The 19,529-nt window shown below is 69.6% G+C and carries 17 protein-coding genes and 2 tRNA genes; 5 read left to right on the top strand and 14 right to left on the bottom strand.

Features of this window, described 5'->3' with window-relative positions:
- Positions 1-5: 5 nt before the first annotated feature.
- Together JS278_RS07205 and JS278_RS07200 are read right to left on the bottom strand one after the other, a co-directional pair.
- Positions 6-2,534: an FtsK/SpoIIIE family DNA translocase gene (locus JS278_RS07205; protein WP_245935235.1), complete on the bottom strand. Its 2,529-nt coding sequence runs from the start codon at positions 2,532-2,534 to the stop codon at positions 6-8.
- A 144-nt stretch (positions 2,535-2,678) separates the two neighbouring features.
- A complete protein-coding gene (locus tag JS278_RS07200; RefSeq protein WP_114044585.1) occupies positions 2,679-3,638 on the bottom strand; it encodes a thiamine-phosphate kinase in 960 nt (319 codons plus the stop codon).
- A 69-nt stretch (positions 3,639-3,707) separates the two neighbouring features.
- On the opposite strand from JS278_RS07200, the gene JS278_RS07195 reads away from it, so the two are divergent.
- Complete coding sequence (locus JS278_RS07195) at positions 3,708-4,175, top strand: DUF3515 domain-containing protein (protein ID WP_114044584.1); 468 nt, start codon at positions 3,708-3,710, stop codon at positions 4,173-4,175.
- 4 nt (positions 4,176-4,179) lie between these two features.
- Here JS278_RS07195 and JS278_RS07190 read toward each other — a convergent pair whose 3' ends face one another.
- The 4 genes from JS278_RS07190 to leuC all read right to left on the bottom strand — a co-directional run bounded on the left by JS278_RS07190 (position 4,180) and on the right by leuC (position 8,338).
- Positions 4,180-5,331 carry a D-alanine--D-alanine ligase family protein gene (locus JS278_RS07190; RefSeq protein WP_114044583.1) on the bottom strand — a complete coding sequence of 384 codons (1,152 nt, stop codon included), beginning with the start codon at positions 5,329-5,331 and terminating at the stop codon, positions 4,180-4,182.
- A gap of 54 nt (positions 5,332-5,385) precedes the next feature.
- Entirely contained in the window at positions 5,386-6,138 is a 753-nt protein-coding gene (locus JS278_RS07185; protein ID WP_114044582.1) for a lysophospholipid acyltransferase family protein, read from the bottom strand.
- A 190-nt stretch (positions 6,139-6,328) separates the two neighbouring features.
- Positions 6,329-6,919: a 3-isopropylmalate dehydratase small subunit gene (gene leuD / locus JS278_RS07180; protein WP_114044581.1), complete on the bottom strand. Its 591-nt coding sequence runs from the start codon at positions 6,917-6,919 to the stop codon at positions 6,329-6,331.
- A 3-nt stretch (positions 6,920-6,922) separates the two neighbouring features.
- Positions 6,923-8,338 (bottom strand): 3-isopropylmalate dehydratase large subunit, encoded by a 1,416-nt coding sequence (leuC, locus tag JS278_RS07175; RefSeq protein WP_114044580.1) that lies wholly within the window; start codon positions 8,336-8,338, stop codon positions 6,923-6,925.
- A 95-nt stretch (positions 8,339-8,433) separates the two neighbouring features.
- Between leuC and JS278_RS07170 the strand changes: the two genes are divergently transcribed.
- Positions 8,434-9,153 (top strand): IclR family transcriptional regulator, encoded by a 720-nt coding sequence (locus tag JS278_RS07170; RefSeq protein ID WP_114044579.1) that lies wholly within the window; start codon positions 8,434-8,436, stop codon positions 9,151-9,153.
- 82 nt (positions 9,154-9,235) lie between these two features.
- On the opposite strand, the gene JS278_RS07165 is transcribed toward JS278_RS07170, so the two are convergent.
- The 4 genes from JS278_RS07165 to JS278_RS07150 form a co-directional block, all read right to left on the bottom strand.
- Positions 9,236-9,311: transfer RNA gene (locus tag JS278_RS07165), tRNA-Glu, on the bottom strand.
- Positions 9,312-9,443: 132 nt separating this feature from the next.
- Positions 9,444-9,515: transfer RNA gene (locus JS278_RS07160), tRNA-Gln, on the bottom strand.
- A gap of 103 nt (positions 9,516-9,618) precedes the next feature.
- On the bottom strand, positions 9,619-10,563 hold the full coding sequence (locus JS278_RS07155) for a CPBP family intramembrane glutamic endopeptidase (RefSeq protein ID WP_114044578.1): 945 nt from the start codon (positions 10,561-10,563) through the stop codon (positions 9,619-9,621).
- Between the two features lie 5 nt (positions 10,564-10,568).
- Complete coding sequence (locus JS278_RS07150) at positions 10,569-11,369, bottom strand: fumarylacetoacetate hydrolase family protein (protein WP_114044577.1); 801 nt, start codon at positions 11,367-11,369, stop codon at positions 10,569-10,571.
- Positions 11,370-11,405: 36 nt separating this feature from the next.
- Between JS278_RS07150 and JS278_RS07145 the strand changes: the two genes are divergently transcribed.
- Positions 11,406-12,680, top strand: a complete 1,275-nt coding sequence (locus JS278_RS07145) for a thymidine phosphorylase (protein WP_114044576.1) — start codon at positions 11,406-11,408, stop codon at positions 12,678-12,680.
- Here JS278_RS07145 and cimA read toward each other — a convergent pair whose 3' ends face one another.
- Positions 12,681-14,285, bottom strand: coding sequence for a citramalate synthase (cimA, locus tag JS278_RS07140; RefSeq protein ID WP_114044575.1), 1,605 nt, complete (start codon positions 14,283-14,285; stop codon positions 12,681-12,683).
- Between the two features lie 9 nt (positions 14,286-14,294).
- The gene (locus tag JS278_RS07135) at positions 14,295-15,386 is read right to left on the bottom strand and encodes a branched-chain amino acid aminotransferase (RefSeq protein ID WP_114044574.1); all 1,092 of its coding nucleotides are present in this window, start codon (positions 15,384-15,386) and stop codon (positions 14,295-14,297) included.
- A gap of 88 nt (positions 15,387-15,474) precedes the next feature.
- Here JS278_RS07135 and JS278_RS07130 point away from each other — a divergent pair, with 88 nt between their 5' ends.
- Positions 15,475-16,548 (top strand): 3-isopropylmalate dehydrogenase, encoded by a 1,074-nt coding sequence (locus JS278_RS07130; protein ID WP_114044573.1) that lies wholly within the window; start codon positions 15,475-15,477, stop codon positions 16,546-16,548.
- Between the two features lie 130 nt (positions 16,549-16,678).
- Here JS278_RS07130 and JS278_RS07125 read toward each other — a convergent pair whose 3' ends face one another.
- Together JS278_RS07125 and JS278_RS07120 are read right to left on the bottom strand one after the other, a co-directional pair.
- Positions 16,679-18,187, bottom strand: a complete 1,509-nt coding sequence (locus tag JS278_RS07125) for a flotillin family protein (RefSeq protein ID WP_114044572.1) — start codon at positions 18,185-18,187, stop codon at positions 16,679-16,681.
- 55 nt (positions 18,188-18,242) lie between these two features.
- Positions 18,243-18,749, bottom strand: a complete 507-nt coding sequence (locus JS278_RS07120; protein ID WP_114044571.1) for an NfeD family protein — start codon at positions 18,747-18,749, stop codon at positions 18,243-18,245.
- A gap of 183 nt (positions 18,750-18,932) precedes the next feature.
- On the opposite strand from JS278_RS07120, the gene JS278_RS07115 reads away from it, so the two are divergent.
- Positions 18,933-19,499 carry an O-methyltransferase gene (locus JS278_RS07115; RefSeq protein WP_114046179.1) on the top strand — a complete coding sequence of 189 codons (567 nt, stop codon included), beginning with the start codon at positions 18,933-18,935 and terminating at the stop codon, positions 19,497-19,499.
- Positions 19,500-19,529: the final 30 nt, after the last annotated feature.

The raw sequence follows: 19,529 nt of genomic DNA, 5'->3' as shown, positions 1-19,529 counted from the left end.
GCGGCTCAGCCCTCGGCCTGGAGATTGGCCAGGACGTCGTCGAGATCGTCGGGCTTGACGAGGACGTCGCGCGGCTTGGATCCCTCGGAGGGGCCGACCACCTGCCGGGTCTCCAGGATGTCCATGAGCCGGCCGGCCTTGGCGAATCCGACCCGCAGCTTGCGCTGCAGCATCGAGGTGGAGCCGAGTTGCAGCTCCACCACCAGCTTGGCGGCCTCCAGGACCAGTTCGAGGTCGTCGCCGATGTCCTCGGCCACCTTCTTCTCGGCGACCGGGGCGGCGACGTCGTCGCGGTAGTGGGCCTCCATCTGGGCCTTGACATGCTCGGCGACGGCGTGGATCTCCTTGTCGGAGACCCAGGATCCCTGCACCCGGACGGGTTTGGAGGCGCCCATCGGCAGGAACAGCCCGTCACCCTGGCCGACCAGCTTCTCTGCCCCGGGCTGATCCAGGATGACCCGGGAATCGGTCATCGAGGAGGTCGCGAAGGCGAGCCTGGAGGGCACATTGGCCTTGATGAGGCCGGTGACGACGTCGGTGGACGGGCGCTGGGTGGCCAGCACCAGGTGGATTCCGGCCGCCCGGGCCAGCTGGGTGATGCGGACGATGGAGTCCTCGACGTCGCGGGGGGCCACCAGCATGAGGTCGGCGAGCTCGTCGACCACCACGAGCAGGTATGGGTAGGGGGCCAGGACCCGCTGGGAGCCCTCGGGCAGGACCACCTGGCCGGCCCGGACGGCCTTGTTGAAGTCCTTGACGTGGCGGAATCCGAAGGCGGCCAGGTCGTCGTAGCGCTGGTCCATCTCGCGGACCACCCACTGGAGGGCCTCGGCGGCCTTCTTGGCGTTGGTGATGATCGGAGTCACCAGATGAGGGATCCCCTCGTACTGGTTGAGCTCGACCCGCTTGGGGTCTACGAGCATCATCCGCACGTCGTCGGGGGTGGCCCGCATCATCACCGACGTGATGAGCGAATTGACGAAGCTCGACTTGCCGGAACCGGTGGCGCCGGCCACGAGCAGGTGCGGCATCTTGGCGACGTTGGCGATGACGAAGCCGCCCTCGACGTCCTTACCCAGGCCCACGACCAGCGGGTTGTGGTCGTTGCGGGCCTTGCCCGAGCGCAGCACGTCGCCCAGGGAGACGATCTCCTTGTCGAGGTTGGGGATCTCCACCCCGATGGCCGACTTGCCGGGGATCGGGGAAAGGATGCGCACATCGGGCGAGGCGACCGCGTAGGCGATGTTGCGGCTCAGCGCGGTGACCTTCTCCACCTTCACACCGGAGCCGAGCTCCACCTCGTACCGGGTGACGGTGGGCCCACGGGAGTAGCCGGTGACCTGGGCGTCGATGCCGAACTCGTCGAAGACCCCGCTCAGTTTCGACACCACCGCGTCGGAGGCCTCGGTGCGTGCCTGGGGCACGGATCCGGGGACCAGCAGATCGGGAGCGGGCAGGGTGTAGGCGATGTCGCCGGACAGCTGCAGCTGTTCGACGCGGGCGGGCATCGGCTCGTGCTGAGGAGGTTCCAGATCGGTGTGCTCGTGGACCGTGAATCCCTTGGGCAGGCCGGCGGTGGTGCGCTCCCGGTCGTCCTGGGCGGCTCCGGACGCCTTCGCGGGTGTGTCCTCCGCCTCGATGTCGAAGATCTCCCGGGAGCCCCCGGGATCTCCCGTGCGACGGCGCCTGCGGCCGGACCGGGGCCGGTCCACCACGGTCGGAGGGTCGAGTTCCTGGGTGGGCGTGTCGTCCTCGCTCACCAGCGGGGTCTCGTAGGCCTCGCGGGACTCGATCGCGGTCTCGTCGCGACGCCCCCGACCGGTCCTGCGCAGCCGCCCGAGGGCCTCGATGAGGGGCCGGCCGATGATGATGAACACTCCCAGCACGGCCATCGCCACCAGAAGCGGCACGGCCACCCACCTGGTGAGCAGGTCGGCGATGAAGCTGGAGGAGATGAATCCGAGCATCCCTCCGGCAGCACGCAGCTGCTCCATGTGATCGGGGCGCGGCAGCCCGTCGGAGATGTTGACGACCCCCTGGGTGCCGAGCATGAGCAGGCCCCAGCCGATGAGCTGGCGACCGGCCGGCCCGTTGCGGTCGGGGTGGCGGAAGGTGCGCCAGGTCATGATCAGCCCGAACAGCGGCAGGGCGTAGGACATCGATCCGAAGACTGTGACGACGCCGGTGCGCAGTCCGCCCGAGACCTGGCCGGGCAGCTGGAACCAGAACAGGGCCGCGACCAGGAGGGAGCACAGCAGCAGCATGAGGCCGGCCCCGTCGCGGCGGTTCGCCGGGTCCACCAGCCGTGAGCCGATGCGGCGAACGGCCCGCCCGGCGAGTCCGGCCAGACCGAACCAGATGGCCGACAGGGCCCTGGCGACCGGGTTCTCAGGGCTCGACGAGGTGGCCGGCCGCTTCTTCGAGCCGGTCGTCGTCTTCTTCCTGCTTCCACTCGTGCGCGTGTTCCCGCGGCTCGACGACTTCTTGGCCGAGGTACTGCGGGACCGCGCCGGGGAAGACGCACGGGTCGCCATGGCACCGAGGCTAGCAACCACCCGCCCCAGAACCGCGGAGCAACGCCGCAAGTCCCGCAATGCCAGGCCCGCGACGCCGACTCGGCCCCTGCTCGGGCCGCCGCCACGAGGGTTGCAAGGGGGTCGCCCCCCTGCCTCGATGAATCAGAAGTGCGTCCAGCCTCCGGCGTGCTCCCAGGGTCGTCCGTCGACGAGCACGGTGGGTTCGGTCTGCTCGGTGCTGTCCAGGACCCTGCCGATGACCTGCCAGTCGTCGGGCACCTCCCCGACTGCGAAGGTGGCGGCCAGCGCGTGGTCCTCCCCTCCTCCCAGCACCCAGGTGATCGGGTCGAGGCCGGTGGCCATGCCGACCGTGCGCAGCGGGTCGGGGATGTCGAGGCGAGCCTGATCGATGTCGATGGCGACTCCCGAGGCCTCCGCGATGTGGCCCAGGTCGGCGACGAGCCCGTCGGAGACGTCGATCATGGCGTGGGCTCCGGCCAGTGCGGCCTGGCGTCCCGCACCATAGGCCACCTCCGGGCATCTCTGGGCCTCGACGACGACCCTCGGGGAGCGGAATCCGCGTCCCAGCACCACGAGTCCCGCTGCCGCCCAGCCCAGCCGGCCCTTGATGGCGACGATGTCCGCGGGGGCCGCGCCGTCGCGGCGCACCGGCGCGATGCCGGCCGTCTGCCCGATGACGGTCACCGAGACGGTGACGACCGGGCCCGCGGTGGTGTCTCCTCCGACGATGGCAACGCGGGCCCGGGCGGCCTCCTCGCGAAGCCCGGTCATGAACTCCCGGGCCCAGCTGACGGGCAGGTCGGCGGGTGCGCTGAAGCCGATCACCATCGCTACCGGGGCCGCGCCCATCGCCTCGATGTCGGCGACGTTGACCGCCACCGATTTGCGGCCGATGTCCTGGGCGCCCGACCAGCTGCGGCGGAAGTGCACCCCCTCGACGAGGACGTCGGTGGAGATCACCGCGGAACCGTCGACCAGGAAGACGGCTCCGTCATCGCCGGGCCCCAGTGACACTGCCGGGTCTGACGGCAGGTCGCGCACCAGGGATCTGATGAGCGGGAACTCGCCGATCTCCGCGATGGTCGGACCGTTCTTGGCCATTTTCGTCTCCTGGGTTCTCCTGGTCGGGACGCGCTGCATGATCCCTGGGAGCAACGCTAGCGTGACACCATGTTCCGCACCCATCCCCGGGCGGCCACCGCGCTCCTGTCCTCGGTCCTCTGGGCCCTGCTGCTCTCCGGTTGCGGCGCCGTATCGGGGGCGCCTGTCCCCGAGCCCTCCCCGTCGGGTTCGGCGGCCGTGGGCTGCCGGGCGGTGATGGCCCGTCTGCCGGGGACCGTTGACGGGCTGTCGCGCACCGCCACGGGGACGTTCACCGCCTCCTGGGGCGATCCCGCGGTGACCCTGCGCTGCGGGGTGCCCCGTCCCGCGGGCCTGACCTCCACCTCGCGCTGCGACGAGGTGGACGGCGTGGGCTGGTACTCCGAGGAGTTCACCGAGATCTGGCGGTTCACGACGATCGGGCGGTCCGGATATGTGGAGGTGACGGTGCCGGCCGTGCACTCCCCCGCCGCCGACGCCCTGGTCGATCTGGCCGCGGCGGTCTCGGCGATGCCGGAGGTGAGCGCCTGCCGGTAGCCGGTCAGCGCAGTCCGAGGGGCCTCTCCATGGCCAGTTCCAGCAGGTCGGTGATGAGGGCCCGGTAGTCCATCCCGCTGGCCTGCCACATCAGGGGGAATCCCGAGCTGCGGGTGAATCCGGGCATGGTGTTGGGCTCATTGATGATGACCCGGCCGTCGTCGGTGACGAAGGTATCGATGCGCGCCAGGCCTTCGCAACCGAGCACCTGGAAGGCCCGGACGGCCGTCTCACGGATCCTGGCGGTGGTGGCCTCGTCGAGATCGGCGGGCACCGCCACGGTGGCCAGGGCGTCGTCGGTGAGGTATTTGGCGTCGAAGTCGTAGAACCCCTCGGGGTCGTGGACGATGATCTCGCCGGGCAGGGACGCCCGGGGCGGCTGTCCGTCGTGGCCGCCGAGCACCGAGCACTCGATCTCACGGCCGACCAGGCCCTGCTCGACGATGACCTTCGGGTCGTGGCGCCTGGCCTGATCGACCGCCGTCTCAAGCTCCTCGGGCCGGCTGACGCGGGTGATACCGACTGAGGAGCCGCCTCGGGCGGGTTTGACGAAGAGCGGGTAGCTCAGGGCGGAGAGCCGGTCGAGGCAGCCGGCGCGATCCGCGGACCATTCGTGGGGTCGGATCACGGCGTAGGGGCCGACGGCCAGGCCGGCGTCGTCGAGGAGCGCCTTGGTGAGGTGCTTGTCCATGCAGTTGGCGCTGGCGGCGACTCCGCATCCGACGTAGCGGACGCCGGTCATCTCGAAGAGCCCCTGGATGGTGCCGTCCTCTCCGAACGGGCCGTGCATCAGGGGGAAGACGACGTCGACCGGTTCCAGATCGCAGGTGCCGTCGTTGTCGATCAGGAAGGTGCCCCGGTCGAGTTTCTTGAGGCCGGTCCCGCGGTGTCCGGCGGTCACCTCGGGAAGCGGTCCCTGGTTCGGCAGGGCCAGGATCTCCTCGGCACTCCAGCGGGTCCAGATGCCGTCGCGGGTGATGCCGATACCAATAGCGCTGTAGAGATCGGGGTCCATCGCGGCGATCACGTTGGCGGCCGTCAGGCAGGAGATCGAGTGCTCGGAGCTGACTCCGCCGAAGACCACGGCGACCCGGGTGGGCCCGTCGTCACGGGCATGGTCGACCTGCACAGTGGGATCTACGGTGGCATCAGTCATGGGGTTCCTTCCGCTGCGAATGCCCCCACACGATACCCGTGGGACGACCCGGGTCTAACTCAGGGATGCTTTGGCGACCCGCTGCCCGGTGCGGATGTCGTAGCGGGTGTCGGGTGCGCTCTCGCCGCGAGCCAGCTCCGTCTGGGCGTCGATGGCCTCCATGATCTTCTCGGTGGCCCGGCGCACGGACTGCTGGTCATGGATGCCGCCGCGGAACTCGGTGAGGTCGACCGCCGGGCCGCAGTGCAGGTGCATCGTCCGGCGCGGGAAGACCCTGGGGAAGGTCATCGTCTTGAAGCCCATCACCTCGTGGGGACCCCACTGCCCGACGGGGATCACCGGCGCGCCGGTCTCCAGGGCCAGCCGGGCGGCGCCGGTGTGGCCCACCATGGGCCAGTGCAGTGGGTCACCGGTGATGGTGCCCTCCGGGTACATCACCAGGGTCATGCCCCGGGCCAGCGCCCGGCGGGCGTGGGCGAGGATCTCGGGGCCGGGGGCCTTCCGGTTGACCGGGATCTGGTCGGCGTGCCGGGCGACCCACCCGATCACCGGCACGTCGAAGATCTCCTTCTTGGCCAGCCAGTGCGGCCAGCGCCCGTTCATCACCAGGAAGGACCCCAGCACGACCGGGTCGAAGTTGGAGATGTGGTTGGCGACGATGAGGGCGCCGCCGGGTGCGGGCAGATTCTCCGCACCGTGATGGTCGAACCGCGTCAGCAGTCTGGCGGTCGGGAGGAGAGTGCCGACGCCGAGCTTGAAGACCGGCCCGGGACTGTCCCCGGGGTTGGTCAGGGGCAGCAGGGGCACGGATTCCTCCTCGATCGACGACGCGCCACAACTTACCGTCTCAGTGGCAAGTCCCGGACGCGAAGGGCCCCCTGAGCGCGGGCACCGTCCCGACCCGCAGCGCGAGGCCACTGCCGCCTGCCCGACCGCCTCGGACCCGACGGCAGGGGTCAGCGAGCGCCCGCGCGAGCGAAGGGGGGTCGCCCCCTTCCTACAGCACAGTGACGGGCTTGAAGGGGAGTCGGGCCGCCTCGTACTCGTCGATCTGGTCGGCGTGCTTCAGGGTCGAGCCGATCTCGTCGAGTCCCTCGAGGAGACGGTGGCGGGTGAACTCGTCGATCTCGAAGGGGTAGCTCTGGTCACCGGCGACGATGACGCGTTCGGTGAGGTCGACGGAGATGGGTTCTCCGGCGTTGGCCTCGGTCCAGTCCCAGAGCTTCTGGACTATCTGCTGGTCGACGGTGGCGATGAGCAGCCCGGCCTTGCCGGAGTTGTTGCGGAAGATGTCTCCGAAGCGCGACCCGATGACCACCTTGAAGCCGTAGTTCTGGAGGGCCCAGACGGCGTGCTCGCGGGAGGACCCTGTTCCGAAGTCGGGGCCGGGGATGAGGATCGAGCCGTTCTTCCATGCGGGCTGGTTGAGGACGAACTCGGGATCCTTGCGCCAGGCGGAGAACAGGCCGTCCTCGAAGCCGGTCCGGGTGATCCGCTTGAGGTAGACCGCGGGGATGATCTGGTCGGTGTCGACGTTGCTGCGGCGCAGCGGGACGGGGACGCCGGTGTGGCTGGTGAACTTCTCCATGACTCAGGCCTCCACGGCAACGAGATCGGCGGGTGAGGACAGGTGGCCGGTGATGGCAGTGGCGGCGGCGACCGGCGGGGAGACCAGGTGGGTCCGGCCCCCTCGACCCTGGCGTCCCTCGAAGTTGCGGTTCGAGGTGGACGCCGAGCGCTCGCCCGGTGACAGCTGGTCGGGGTTCATGCCCAGGCACATCGAGCAGCCGGCTCCCCGCCACTCGGCCCCGGCTTCGGTGAAGATCGTGTCCAGACCCTCCTCCATCGCCTGGAGCCTGACCCGGGCGGAGCCGGGGACGACGAGCATCCGGGTGCCCTCGGCCACCTTGTGTCCCTTGATGATCCCGGCGGCCAGGCGCAGGTCCTCGATGCGTCCGTTGGTGCAGGATCCGAGGAAGACGGTGTCGATGCCGATGTCGCGCATCGGGGTGCCGGGAGTCAGGTCCATGTACTGCAGGGCCCGCTCGGCCGAGCTGCGCGCCACCTCGTCGGTGAACTCCTCGGCCGATGGCACGGAGCCGGCGAGGGGGACGCCCTGTCCCGGGTTGGTGCCCCAGGTGACGAAGGGCGAGATGGTGGAGGCGTCGAGGACGACCTCGCGGTCGAAGACGGCGTCCTCGTCGGTGCGCAGCGTCCGCCAGTAGGCGACTGCCTCGTCCCACTGGTCGCCCTGCGGGGCGTGCGGGCGGCCCTTGACGTAGGCGAAGGTGGTCTCGTCGGGGGCCACCATGCCTGCCTTGGCGCCCCATTCGATGGACATGTTGCAGACCGTCATCCGGCCTTCCATCGACATCGTCTCGAAGGCCTCGCCGCGGTACTCGACCACGTAGCCCTGACCGCCGCCGGTTCCGACCTCGGAGATCAGGGTGAGGACCAGATCCTTGGGGGTGACTCCCTCGGGCAGCTGCCCGTTGACGGTCACGGCCATGGTCTTCGGCCGCGCCTGCGGCAGGGTCTGGGTCGCCAGGACGTGCTCGACCTCGGATGTGCCGATGCCGAAGGCCAGGGCGCCGAAGGCGCCGTGGGTGGAGGTGTGCGAGTCGCCGCACACGATGGTCATGCCGGGCTGGGTGAGTCCGAGCTGGGGACCGATGATGTGTACGACGCCCTGGTCGGCGTCACCCAGGGAGTGGATCGGCACACCGAAGTCGGCGGCGTTCCTGCGCAGGGTGTCGACCTGTGCCCGTGACACCGGGTCTGCGATCGGCAGGTCGATGTTGATGGTCGGGATGTTGTGGTCCTCTGTGGCCATCGTGAGATCGGGACGGCGCACGGGGCGCCCCGCCAGCCTCAGGCCCTCGAAGGCCTGGGGACTGGTCACCTCGTGGACCAGGTGAAGGTCGATGTAGAGGAGGTCCGGCTCCCCCGCCTCTCCCTTGTGGACGACGTGGGCATCCCACAGCTTCTCGCTGAGTGTGCGGCCCATCTCACTCCCTTTCTGCGCTGCGATCCCCGCTCACCGGGAACCCATATCGGCCATTGTGGCTGGCCGATCAAGAACTGAGACGCTAATCTTGCCATATGGACAATTCAAGTGGGGTCGGAGTCCTCGACAAGGCGGCGCTGGTGATGGCGGCGCTGGAGACGGGTCCGGCCAGCCTGGCGGGGCTGGTCCAGGCGACCGGGCTGGCGCGACCGACCGCCCACCGACTGGCCCGGGCTCTTGAGCACCATCGCTTCGTGGGACGCGACCTCCAGGGCCGTTTCATCCTCGGGCCCCGGCTTGCCGAACTGGCCGCCGCAGCCGGCGAGGACCGTCTCCTGGCTGCCTCCGGGCCGATCCTCGCGAGGCTGCGCGACATCACCGGCGAGTCCGCCCAGCTCTACCGGCGCCAGGGCGAGAGCCGGGTCTGCGTGGCGGCCGCGGAGCGCCCCACCGGGCTGCGCGACACCATCCCGGTCGGCACCGTGATGTCGATGGACGCCGGTTCGGCCGCCCAGATCCTGCTCGGCTGGGAGGATTCGGACCGCATCCAGCGCAGCCTCGCCCATTCGGCCTTCTCGGCGGTCACCCTGGCGGCCGTGCGCAAGCGGGGATGGTCCCAGTCGGTCGGTGAGCGCGAGTCCGGGGTGGCGTCGGTCTCGGCGCCCGTGCGCTCCCCCTCGGGCAAGGTGATCGCCGCCGTCTCGGTCTCGGGCCCGATCGAGAGACTCACCCGCCAGCCGGGCCGGATCCATGCTCCTGCCGTGATGGCTGCGGCGGACCGGCTCTCGGAGGTTCTGCGCCGCTCAGCAGAATGATGTGCCGACTGGAATCGACGCATCCGGAGCACTGTACCGGAACAGCAAGAAGGCCCGGACCGTGAGGTCCGGGCCTTTCGTGTGGTAGCCCCGAGCGGATTCGAACCGCCGTTTCAGCCTTGAGAGGGCCGCGTGCTAGGCCGCTGCACTACGGGGCCAAGTTCACCGAACGGCCAAGAAATGACCTTCGATCACGTTGGTGCATTCAGTTTTCAGCTGAGATTGTCCCAGCCCCGAAAGGGTAGCAGTTCGACCGGTTCATCCGCCAATCGTCCAGCATTCCTTCGGAGCTGGGGTACCAGGACTCGAACCTGGACTAACTGAACCAGAATCAGTCGGGCTGCCAATTACCCCATACCCCACCGTCGTACCGCCCCGGAGAACCGGAGTGGCGCAACGACGTAGAACGTTAGCAAGCTTTGCCCGAACTCGGCAAATCGGGGGCCGGGGCGGCCACAGTGGTGGTCACGAGGGCTCCGGCCCGACCCGCTCCGGGGTGCGCCGGGCAACTTTCATGCCACGTCCGACCGACCACGCGGCCACGGCGACGCAGACGAATCCGCCGACGTCCCAGAAGGCGTCGGTCATGCCCATCGAGGTGACTCCTCGCGCCTGTGAGGCGCCTCCCTGGAAGACGGCATAGCCGAAGGCGAAGAGGTTGTTGACGGTGTGCGCGGCGATACCGGCCTCCAGGCCACCGGTGAGGATCACCAGGACGCCGGCCGCCAGGCCGAAGGCGAACCTGTCGATGAACAGCCACAGGTTCTGGGTGCCGTGGAAGAGGGCGAAGACCAGCGCCGAGCCGATCACTGCAAGCCACTTGTTGAGACCCAGGCAGCCCAGCGTTCCCATCAGGTAGCCCCGGAAGAAGAACTCCTCGGCGGCCGCCTGGAGGGGGGAGGTGACGAGGATGGCCAGGATCCACAGCCACCACAGGTGGGGCACCGAGAAGTGATACGGCTCCCCGCCTCGGGCGATCACCTGGGTCAGATTCAGCACCACGACGGCCACCACGACCACCAGCAGGAGGAACCGCCAGCGCATTCCCGGCTGAACCGAGCACACCCAGCGCGGCGCACGCCGGTGGAGGTGGCGGGCCAGTAGCAGCACGATCGGGATGAGGCAGGCCAGCGCCAGGTGGGTCGACACCAGGCCCCAGATCGTCTCGTATCCGGCGGCCCGGGTCTGGTAGGCCGAGTAGCTCCCGTCCCGCCCGCCGGCGAACCATCCGGCTCCCAGCAGCAGCTGCAGCACCACCGGGACGACGACCGCATAGCCCAGCAGCGCCCCGGCGATGCCCACCACCCCGGCGACCGGCCCCTGGCCGGGGGTTCGCAGCACCTGGGAGTAGTCGACCCGCGACTCGGGATCGGTGAGCGGCGCGCCAGTGGCGTCGTGGCTGTTGAGCATCTGCCTCAGCTCTCGACCACGGTGTTGGAGAGGGTGCCCACGCCGTCGATCTCGACCTCGACGCGCTGGCCGGGGTTCATCGGTCCGACTCCTGCCGGCGTGCCGGTGAGGATGACGTCACCGGGCAGCAGGGTCATGAAGGAGCTCGTGTAACTGATGAGTTCGGGGATCGGGTGCACCATCTGCCTCGTGGTGCCGCGCTGGACGACCTGGCCGTCCAGCCGGGTGGTGATGGCGAGGTTCTGGGCCTCGGCCACCGACAGGTGGGTGACCATCCAGGGACCGAGGGGGCAGAAGGTGTCGCATCCCTTGGCCCTGGTCCACTGCCCGTCACGGGACTGCAGGTCGCGGGCGGTGACGTCATTGGCCACGGTGAAGCCGAAGATCGCCTCCTGGGCCCTCTCGGGCGGCACGTCCTTGCAGATCCGCCCGATCACCACCGCGAGCTCCCCCTCGTAGTGCAGGTCGTGGGTGAAGGCCGGCTTGATGACGGCCTCATCCTGTCCGATGACCGAGGTGTTGGGTTTGAGGAAGATCAGCGGCTCCGCCGGGGTCTCATTGCCGAGTTCGGCGGCGTGCTCGGCGTAATTGCGTCCGACCCCGACCACCTTGCTCCGGGGGATGACCGGTGCCAGCAGTCTCACATCGGCCAGGTCGTGGCGGGCGCCGGTGTACTGGACCGGTCCGGCCACCGGATCTCCGGTGATGACCGCGACGGTGTCGGGATGGTCGCCCTGATCGGCGGCCAGTTCGACGATTCCGAAGGCGGGATCGCCTCCGGTGGGGACGAAACGAGCGATACGCATGGGCCCCAGCGTATCGAGGCTGGAATACTGACGCCCATGACTGCCCAATTCGATGTGGTGGACCTCATCAGATCCAAGCGATCCGGCCGCAGGCTCGACGACGAGCAGATCGACTGGCTCCTGGACGCCTACACCCGAGGGTCTGTGGCCGATGAGCAGATGTCGGCGATGGCGATGGCGATCTACTTCCAGGGCCTCGACGGTCCCGAGCTGTCGCGCTGGACGGCCGCGATGATCGCCTCCGGGGAGCGCCTCGACTTCTCCGGGCTCTCCCGTCCGACTGTCGACAAGCACTCCACCGGAGGGGTGGGCGACAAGATCACCCTGCCTCTGGCTCCCCTGGTGGCGGCCTGCGGGGCGGCGGTCCCCCAGCTGTCCGGACGCGGTCTGGGCCACACCGGCGGCACCCTGGACAAGATGGAGGCGATCCCCGGGTGGCATGCGGACCTGTCCACCGGGCAGATGATGCGCCAGCTGGAGGAGGTCGGAGCGGTCATCTGCGCGGCCGGGCCGGGCCTGGCCCCGGCCGACAAGAAGCTCTACGCGCTGCGCGACGTCACCGGCACCGTCGAGTCCGTTCCGCTGATCGCCTCCTCGATCATGAGCAAGAAGATCGCCGAGGGCACCTCGGCCCTGGTGCTCGACGTCAAGACCGGCTCGGGAGCCTTCATGAAGACCGAGTCCGACGCCCGGGAGCTGGCCGGTCGCCTGGTCGAGCTGGGCCGGGCCGCGGGAGTGACGACCACGGCCCTGCTCACCCGGATGGACTCCCCGCTGGGCCGGGCCGCCGGGAACGGCGTCGAGGTGGCCGAAGCCGTCGAGGTGCTCCAGGGCGGCGGACCCGCCGACGTCGTGGAACTCACCCTGGCCCTGGCCCGCAGGATGGTCGAGGCCGTCGGGATCGATGCCGACCCGGAGCAGGCCCTGCGGTCCGGGGCCGCGATGGACGTGTGGCGCCGGATGGTGCAGGCCCAGGGCGGCGACCCGGACGCCCGGCTGCCGGTGGCCCGCCATTCCCAGGACGTGGTGGCCACCGAGGCCGGCACTCTCACCGGCATCGACGCCATGGATGTCGGGCTGGCCGCCTGGCGACTGGGAGCCGGCCGGGCACGCAAGGAGGATCCGGTGCAGGCTGCCGCCGGGGTCTATCTCACCGCCCAGATCGGCGACGAGGTGGTGGCCGGCCAGCCGCTGGCGACCCTGCTCACCGATACCGCCGAGGCCATCCCACGGGCGGAGCAGGCGCTGGCAGGGGCCTTCAGCATCGGAGCGGCCGGGCCCCGGCCCGGCGTGCTGATCGACGTCCTGTGATCAGGATCGGATGCCGCTCACCAGGGCGTGCCGGTAGGCGTCGACCAGAGCCTCCCAGCTGGCCTCGATGATGTCGGTACCGACCCCCACCGTCGTGGTGATCCGCTGATCGATCTCGGTGTCGATGAGCACCCGGACGGTGGCATCCGTGCCGTGCCCATCGTCGAGGATCCGCACCCGGTAGTCGGTGAGGCGACAGCCGGCGATCTGGGGGAAGTGATCCAGCAGGGCGCCGCGAAGAGCCTGGTCCAGGGCATGCACCGGACCGTCGCCGACGGCTTCGACGGTGGTGGCCCCGGCCTGCCGGGACGCGTCGCCGGTCGGGTGCACGGAGACCACCGCCGTGGTGGTGACGGGCCCCTGCCCGGTCTGGTGGGAACTCGCCTGCCAGAACAGCACCTCGAAGAGCGAGGTGGGCAGTCCGAGATGTTCGCGCATCAGCAGCTCGAAACTGGCGTCGGCGGCCTCGTAGGAGTAGCCGTCGACCTCTCGTTCCTTGACCACGTCGACGAGTTCGGACGCCTGCTCGCGGGTGAGCTCCCCGAACCCCAGCTCGCTGGCCTTGAGCAGCACATTCGCCCGGCCGGACATCCCCGAGATGAGCATCCTCATGTCGTTGCCGACCAGGGCCGGATCGATGTGCTGGTAGAGATCGGGGTCGATGCGGATGGCAGAGGCGTGCAGACCGGCCTTGTGGGCGAAGCTCGACCGCCCGGCGTAGGGCTGACGGGCCTGGGGGAGCTGGTTGGCGATCTCACCGACCGCATGGGCCACTCCGGACAGCTCGGCGAGGCGCCCGGCGGGCAGCACACGGCAGCCGTACTTGGTCTCCAGGTTGCCGATGACGGTGACCAGATCGGCGTTGCCGGTGCGTTCCCCGTAGCCGTTGAGTGTCCCCTGGATCTGGATCACCCCCGCCTCCGCGGCGGCCATCGAGTTGGCCACCGCACAGCCGGTGTCGTTGTGACAGTGGATGCCCAACGGGACGCCGAGCCGGGCGGCATCGGCCACGATCTCGGTGATCATCGAGGGGATCATGCCGCCGTTGGTGTCGCACAGCACCGCCACCGACGCCCCGGACTCGCCGGCGGCGCGCACCACCTCGAGGGCGTAGCCCGGGTCGTGACGGTAGCCGTCGAAGAAGTGCTCGCAGTCGACCATCACCTCGAACCCCTCGGCGACCAGGTGGGTGACCGTGTCGCGCACCATCTCGAGATTCTCCGCCGCGGTGGTGCGCAGGGCCTTCTCGACGTGCCGGGAGTCGCTCTTGGCGACCAGGCAGATCACCGGTGCCCCGGCCTCCTTCAGTGCGGCGACCAGCGGGTCGTCGGCGGCCCTGCCTCCCGGGCGGCGGGTGGCACCGAACGCCACCAGCCGGGAGCTGGTCAGCTCGAGCTCTGTGCGGGCGCGGGCGAAGAAGGAGGTGTCGTTGGGATTGGCGCCGGGCCACCCGCCCTCGATCAGCCCCAGTCCGAGGCCGTCGAGGAGGCGGGCGATCCGCAGCTTGTCCTCGACGCTGAAGCGCAGGCCCTCCTGCTGGGCCCCGTCGCGAAGCGTGGTGTCGAACAGCGTGATACCGGACGGATTGCTCAGAGACTCGGTCATGGGCGGGCCTCAGCAGACCTGACGGAGCCAGCCGCGGCTGTCCTCGGCGCGGCCGAACTGGATGTCGAGCAGGCGGTTGCGGATCGCCATCGTGATCTCCCCGGTCTGCTCCTTGACCGTGGTCTCCCCGGACTCGTCGACCAGGGACCCGATCGGGGTGACGACGGCGGCCGTGCCGCAGGCGAAGACCTCGGGGAACCGGCCTGAACGGATGCCGTCGAGCAGTTCGGAGACGCCGAGCCTGCGCTCGACCGGCGTCAGCCCCAGGTCGGGGGCCATGTCGAGGATCGAGCGGCGCGTGACGCCGTGCAGGATCGTGCCCGACAACTCGGGTGTGATGAGTTCGTGATCGGCGCTGACGGCCATGATGTTCATGCCGCCGAGCTCCTCGATCCAGGCGTGCTCCACGGCATCGGCGAAGAGCACCTGGGAGCAGCCCTTGGCGTAGGCCTCCTCCTGGGCCAGCAGGGAGGTGGCGTAGTTGCCGCCGCACTTGGCCTCGCCGGTACCGCCGGGGGCGGTCCGCGAGCTCTTGGTCTCCAACCAGATCCGCACCGGCTTGACGCCGCCGGCGAAGTAGGCGCCGACCGGCGAGGTGATCACGGAGTACAGCACCTTCTTGGCGGGCGCGACGCCGAGGAAGTCCTCGTAGGCGATCATGAAGGGACGAAGGTAGAGGGTCTTCTCCCCCGACTCCCCGGCGTCGGGCACCCAGCGGGCGTCGGTGGCCGCGATCTGCAGGACGCTGGCGACGAAGTCCTCCTCGGGCAGCACCGGCAGGGCCAGGCGTCGTGCCGAGTTCGCGAACCGGGCCGCGTTGGCCTCGGGACGGAACAACCAGACCGAGCCGTCCGCGTGACGGTAGGCCTTCAGACCCTCGAAGATCTCCTGGGCGTAGTGCAGCACTGCGCTGGCCGGGTTGACGTCCAGCGGCCCGTAGTCGACGACCTTGTCGTCGTGCCACCCGTCATCCGGCGTCCAGGTCGCAATGGCCATGTGGTCGGCGAACTTCTCGCCGAATCTCGGATCGGCGTGGAGCGCCGAGATGGTCTCATCAGCGGACCAGGCGAGGTCTTTCTGTGCTGCGAAGGTCAGGCTCATGGGCGACACGCTACACCGACGACACCGTTCAGCTTCCACGTTCTGGTACGAGGATGTCACATTCTGGACGGCCCGCTAGCGTGGAGTCATGACTGCTGACGCAACCCCCGCCTCCGCCGTCCCCGAGCTCGCTGTCATCGGCGGCGACGGGATCGGCCCCGAGGTCACCCGAGAGGCGCTCAAGGTGCTGGCCGCCACCATCGGTAACGCCTTCACCACCCGGAACTACCAGCTCGGCGCCGAGCACTGGAAGGCCACCGGGGAGGTGCTCTCCGACGACACCCTGGCCGAGATCTCCACCGCCGACGCGATCGTGCTCGGCGCGGTGGGTGCGGCTCCGGGCTCGGCCGAGGTGCCCTCGGGACTCCTGGAGCGCGGTCTCCTGCTCAAACTGCGCTTCGCCCTGGACCAGGGAGTCAACCTGCGCCCCTCGACCTGGTACCCGGGCACCCCCACTCCGCTGTCCGAGGAGGTCACCGGGGCCGGCCCGATCGATTTCCTGGTGTGCCGCGAGGGCACCGAGGGCCTCTACTGCGGCAACGGCGGGGTGGTGCGCACCGGGACGCCCCAGGAGATCGCCACCGAGGTGAGCATCAACACGGCCTTCGGGGTGGAGCGGGTGGTCCGCGACGCCTTCACCCGGGCCGCTGCGCGCCGCAAGCACCTCACGCTCGTCCACAAGCACAACGTGCTGGTCAACGCCGGCTCCCTGTGGCGCCGGGTGGTCGACGAGGTGGCCGCGGACTTCCCCGACGTCGAGCACGACTACCTGCACGTCGACGCCGTCACCATCGCGATGGTCCGCGAGCCGCAGCGCTTCGACGTCACCGTCACCGACAATCTCTTCGGCGACATCATCACCGACCTGGCGGGGGCGGTCACCGGTGGGATAGGCCTGGCGCCCAGTGCCAACATCAACACCAGCGGCGAGTTCCCGTCGATGTTCGAGCCGGTGCACGGCTCGGCGCCGGATATCGCCGGCACCGGGAAGGCGGATCCGACGGCGGCCATCTCCTCGATGGCACTGCTGCTGGATCACCTGGGTCGCCCGGCCGACGCGGAGCGGATCCGCGCGGCCGTCAGCGCCGATATCGCCTCCCGACTGGGCGCACCGGCGCGCACCACCGGGGAGATCGGGGACGCCATCGCCGCCCTGGTCTGATCTGCCCGCCTGATCAGTCCCGCCCGCGCAGCGACGGCAGGGGCCCGGCACCATCTGGTGCCGGGCCCCTGTCCTCGTCATGGAAACACGGCCTTGTCCGGAACCGATGCGGCCACCCGGTCGCTGAGGCTCAGGAGTCGACGACCTCCGTCGTCCCGGCGGTCAGACCGCCACCGGCCAGACCGGCCAGCTTCTCCGTGAGATCCACACCGGTGGTGGTCCGGATGAGGTCCAGGGTCTGCACCAGGTTGTTGGTGACGGACTTGGTGATCTGGGAGGCACCGTCGGTGGAGACCACCGTCAGCTTGTCGATGGCGCCCATCGGGGCCGAGATCTTCTCGGCGATCTGGGGAAGGGCCTCCACGAGCATCTGGAGGACGGCCGCCTCGTTGTAGCGGGCGAAGGCGTCGGCCTTCTTGTTCATCGCCTCGGCCTCGGCCTGGCCGGTGGCCAGGATGGCGGCGGCCTTCGCCTCGCCCTCGGCGCGGGTGGCCTCGGCCTCGGCGGTCCGCCGCGCCTTCTCGGCCTCTCCCTTCTTCGCGCCCTCGATGGCCTCGGCCTCCGCCAGCGCCGCCCGGCGGGACTTGTCCCCCTCACCGGTCAGTCGGGACTTCTCGGCGTCGGCCTCTGCTGCTGCGATAGAGGCGGCCTTGTCGGCCTCGGCCCGCAGGATCTCGGCGGTACGGCGGGCCTGGGCCTCGGTCTCCTGGCGGTAGCGCTCGGCGTCGGCGGGCTTGCGGACCTCGGTGTCGAGCTGGCGGTCCTTCAGTGCCGCCTGCTTGACGGCGACCTTCTCCTGCTCCTCCAGGATGGCCTGGTCGCGGTCGGCCTGGGCCAGCGGCCCGGAGGCGGCGGCCTTGGCGGCCGCGGCGTCGGTCTCCGACTTGATCTCGGACTCCTTGAGCTGGAGTTCCCGGTTGCGCACCGCGATGAGCTGCTCGGCATCCAGCCGGGCCTGCTCGGCCTCCTGCTTGGCCTTGGCCTCGGCGATGGAGGCGATCTGCCCGATCCGGGCGGCCTCGGGGCGTCCCAGGTCGGCCAGGTAGGTGCCGTCATCGGTGATGTCCTGGATCTGGAAGGTGTCGAGCACCAGCCCCTGGCCGGTCAGCGAGTTCTCCGACTCGTCGGCGACGCGCTGGGCGAATGCGGCGCGGTCGCGGATGATCTGCTCGACGGTCAGCCCGCCGACGATGGAGCGCAGGGAGCCGGCGAGGGTCTCCTGGGTGAAGGTCTCGACCTCGCCCTGCTGGCTGAGGAAGCGCTGGGCAGCGGCCCGGATCGAGTCCTCGTTGCCACCCACCTTGACCAGGGCCACGCCCTCCAGGTTGATCTTGATGCCCTGGCCGGAAACGGCCCCCCGGATCTGCACCGAGATGCGGCGGCTGGACAGGTCGAGGATGTGCAGGCGCTGGACGAAGGGGATGACGAAGATGCCTCCGCCCATCACGACCTTCTGGCCCGACAGGTCGGTGGAGATCTCTCCGGTCTCGGGGTTGCGGACCTCCTTGCCCTTGCGTCCGGTGACGATGAAGGCCTCGTTGGGCCCGGCCACCTTGTAGCGGCTGACGATGAACCAGGCGATGAGGATGACCAGCACCACCAGTCCGGCGATGGCGATGGTCACGGGTGTGAACGGCATGAGCGCTCCTGCGAGTTGACGACGTGGCAGTGGAGATTGGAGGGGTGTGGACGGCTCATTCGCCGGCGGAGACCGGGGAGACCTCCACGGCCGTCGGGGACAGCCTTCCGCTGATCCAGACCCTCTCCCCGGCCGAGACCGGGATCTGGCTACGGGCGTTGAGGGTGAGCAGGTGCCCGTGCGTGCTGAGGCGGATCTGGCCCATCCCGTCGGCGGGTATCGGGGAGATGACGTGGGCCTCGGCTCCGACGAGTTCGGATCCGCTCGGGGTGTAGGAGGACCCGGAACGCGTGAGTGCCCGGGTGAGCCATGAGGCTCCGGCACCGAAGAGGATGCCGGCTCCGCAGCCGGCGCCGATCGCCCAGACGGTCGAGCCGGTGACGGCCAGTGCCAGGGCTCCGGCGAATCCCAGGGCTCCGATGAAGGCGGCGATGACGGCGGTCGAGATGTACTCCCCGCCGATCGCGTCGAAATGGGAGAAGGCGCCGGCCAGATCGCCGAGGATCAGCGAGACCAGAAGGATGACGATCCCCACCGCACCGATGATGAGGAATGTGATCATGGCCCCTCCCTGCTCCCACTGCGCAGCTCCTGCTGCTCGGACCGCGATCAACGCTATCGGAGAGCCGAGTCATCCGGCACATCGGTACGGGCGGGACGGCCGGGGATCACGAGGGCCGATGACCACGGGCCGCGGGGGCGATGTGCTGTGGGGCCGTGCTGTGTGCTGTGGGACAATGCCCGGGTGATACCCCTTCCTGGCACTCCCCCCCTGGTGACGGCCGCCCTCCACAACGCGCTGGAACTCGGCTATCTCACCACCACCCGCAACGAGACCGGCCGGCTGCTGGCCACCCTGGCCGGATCGGTGCACGGGCCCATCGGGGAGTGCGAGGCCGGATGCGGGGCCGGGGCGGCCTGGCTGCGGCTGGGCGCGCACACCCGCACCCACGTCTTCACCGTCGATGACGACGAGAACCGCTGTCAGCGGGTCCGCGACATTCTGGACGGCCAGGATGTCGAGGTGATCCAGGGCGGCTGGGACGATCTGGTGGCCCACGGCCCCTTCGGCCTGCTGTCGATGCCGATCCGCATCGCCCGGGCCACCCCGATCCCCACCATCGTCAAGGCCGTGCGCCACGGCGGTCTCATCCTCATCGACGACATGCCGCCCAGCTTCGGCTTCCCTCCGCGCACCCTCGACGGAGGGGTCGATCAGACCCGGCTGTCCTGGCGCTCCGAGGAGTCCGTCAACTGCACCGAGATCCAGCTGGCCGAGGACCTGGCCGCCATCATCGCCGTCCGACACTGAGGCAGAGGAGCACCGAGACCCACAAGCATC

The organism is Acidipropionibacterium virtanenii (assembly GCF_003325455.1).
Classification (GTDB): Bacteria; Actinomycetota; Actinomycetes; order Propionibacteriales; family Propionibacteriaceae; genus Acidipropionibacterium; species Acidipropionibacterium virtanenii.
Note: the sequence above shows the minus strand (reverse complement) of the source record. Positions and strands in the feature narration are given on the sequence as shown.

Coding starts and splice junctions, on each gene's coding strand:
- JS278_RS07135 (WP_114044574.1), bottom strand. CDS start 15,386: ATGAGCCTGACCTTCGCAGCACAGAAAGACCTCGCCTGGTCCGCTGAT.
- JS278_RS07150 (WP_114044577.1), bottom strand. CDS start 11,369: ATGCGTATCGCTCGTTTCGTCCCCACCGGAGGCGATCCCGCCTTCGGA.
- JS278_RS07190 (WP_114044583.1), bottom strand. CDS start 5,331: ATGACTGATGCCACCGTAGATCCCACTGTGCAGGTCGACCATGCCCGT.
- JS278_RS07120 (WP_114044571.1), bottom strand. CDS start 18,749: ATGATCACATTCCTCATCATCGGTGCGGTGGGGATCGTCATCCTTCTG.
- leuD (WP_114044581.1), bottom strand. CDS start 6,919: ATGGAGAAGTTCACCAGCCACACCGGCGTCCCCGTCCCGCTGCGCCGC.
- cimA (WP_114044575.1), bottom strand. CDS start 14,285: ATGACCGAGTCTCTGAGCAATCCGTCCGGTATCACGCTGTTCGACACC.
- JS278_RS07170 (WP_114044579.1), top strand. CDS start 8,434: ATGGACAATTCAAGTGGGGTCGGAGTCCTCGACAAGGCGGCGCTGGTG.
- JS278_RS07205 (WP_245935235.1), bottom strand. CDS start 2,534: ATGGCGACCCGTGCGTCTTCCCCGGCGCGGTCCCGCAGTACCTCGGCC.
- leuC (WP_114044580.1), bottom strand. CDS start 8,338: ATGGGCCGCACACTCAGCGAGAAGCTGTGGGATGCCCACGTCGTCCAC.
- JS278_RS07125 (WP_114044572.1), bottom strand. CDS start 18,187: ATGCCGTTCACACCCGTGACCATCGCCATCGCCGGACTGGTGGTGCTG.
- JS278_RS07195 (WP_114044584.1), top strand. CDS start 3,708: ATGTTCCGCACCCATCCCCGGGCGGCCACCGCGCTCCTGTCCTCGGTC.
- JS278_RS07145 (WP_114044576.1), top strand. CDS start 11,406: ATGACTGCCCAATTCGATGTGGTGGACCTCATCAGATCCAAGCGATCC.
- JS278_RS07155 (WP_114044578.1), bottom strand. CDS start 10,563: ATGCTCAACAGCCACGACGCCACTGGCGCGCCGCTCACCGATCCCGAG.
- JS278_RS07130 (WP_114044573.1), top strand. CDS start 15,475: ATGACTGCTGACGCAACCCCCGCCTCCGCCGTCCCCGAGCTCGCTGTC.
- JS278_RS07200 (WP_114044585.1), bottom strand. CDS start 3,638: ATGGCCAAGAACGGTCCGACCATCGCGGAGATCGGCGAGTTCCCGCTC.